Genomic DNA, 1,418 nt, shown 5'->3' on the forward strand with positions numbered 1-1,418 from the left:
TGGTCCTCTGCCCGCGCGCCGAAGGCGTTGCGGGAAGTGGGTTTGGCAGGTGGGGCAGGTGCCGATCAGTCGGGCTAGCAGATGTTGCAGGCGTCGAAGTACGGCGTAGAGAGTCATTCCGGCGCACGGGTTTTTGGGTCGAGGCGCTGCAGGGTCAGGAAGGCGTGGGCGGCGCTGACGAGGGTGGTGTGGTGGTGCCAGCCTTGCCAAGTGCGGCCTTCGTAGTGGTCCAGGCCGAGCCCGGTCTTGACTTCGCGGTAGTCGTGTTCGATGCGCCAGCGTAGTTTCGCCAGCCGGATCAGGGTGCGTTTCGCCGTGGTGGCGGGCAGGTTCGACAACCAGTATTTGACCGGTTCAGGCTCGCCGGCCGGCCATTCAGCGATCAACCAGGCCTCAGGCAGATCGTGGCCCAGGTTGGCCGAGCGGATGGCCGGCCCGGCTGGTCGCACGCGCTGAAACACGAACTTCGAGCTCATCGGGACCGGCCGGCCGTTGCGGTGGCGGGAGCTGTCGCGCCAGGTCACTGGTCGTGCAGCCTTCGGCCCGGCTGTCGCCAGCAGGTCGCGGATCGTGGGTGCCGGTTGCCGATAGATCTGTTTCGGATAAGGGCCGTCACCTCGGTAAGGCACTGTCGTGCGTTGAACATCGAGCGGGTAGGCGGTGACGGTGTGCGCGACCTGGACCGCGTAGTCGATACCGCGTTCGGCCAGGGCTTGACGGAATTGTCCGGCGTCGCCGTAGCCGGCGTCGGCGACCAGCACACGGGGTCGTAAGCCCCAGCCGAGCAGTTCGTCGACCATCGCCAGGGCCAGCCGCCACTTCGGCGTGTATCCGATCGTGTCCGGGATCTGCGCCCGCCGACGTCGCTCAACGGCGTCAGTGGCTGCTTTCGGGGACGCCGGGTCCCACGACTCAGGCACGAACAATCGCCAATCCACCGGACAGGACGCAGTCTCAGTGACCAGGCTGACCGACACCGCGACCTGACAGTTCGTGATCTTCCCGGCGGTGCCGGTGTATTGCCGGGCCACACACGGCGAGGCTTTGCCGTACTTGAGCAGGCCAGTGTCATCGATCGCCCACGCCACGCTGTCCATCGCCTCGCTCATACGTTCGGCGATCCGGCGGCGCACCGGGGTCACGTCCCACGGACTGTTGGTGACGAAATGGTTCAACGCCTGCTCATGCGGGCCATGCAACCTCGCTGCCATCGGCTGGATCGACTTACGCCGCCCGTCCAGCATCAACCCGCGCAGATAATGCCCGGCCCGATCCTGCCAGCCCGCATACCTCAGCGACGCGAACACGTCCCCGACATACTCGGCCAGATCATCACCGAGCCGTTGCACCTGCGCAGTGTCCATCTCCCGACGACACCAACATCAACCCACATCTGTCACCATCAGCCACTCGAAGGG

The 1,418-nt window shown here is 65.7% G+C and carries 1 protein-coding gene; it reads right to left on the bottom strand.

The window, feature by feature from the left end; genetic code table 11:
• Window positions 1-113: 113 nt before the first annotated feature.
• Window positions 114-1,364 (bottom strand): IS701 family transposase, encoded by a 1,251-nt coding sequence (locus KXC43_RS50235; RefSeq protein ID WP_221383425.1) that lies wholly within the window; start codon window positions 1,362-1,364, stop codon window positions 114-116.
• Between the last annotated feature and the right edge of the window lie 54 nt (window positions 1,365-1,418).

It is taken from the genome of Paractinoplanes polyasparticus (assembly GCF_019710575.1).
GTDB classification, from domain to species: domain Bacteria; phylum Actinomycetota; class Actinomycetes; order Mycobacteriales; family Micromonosporaceae; genus Actinoplanes; species Actinoplanes polyasparticus.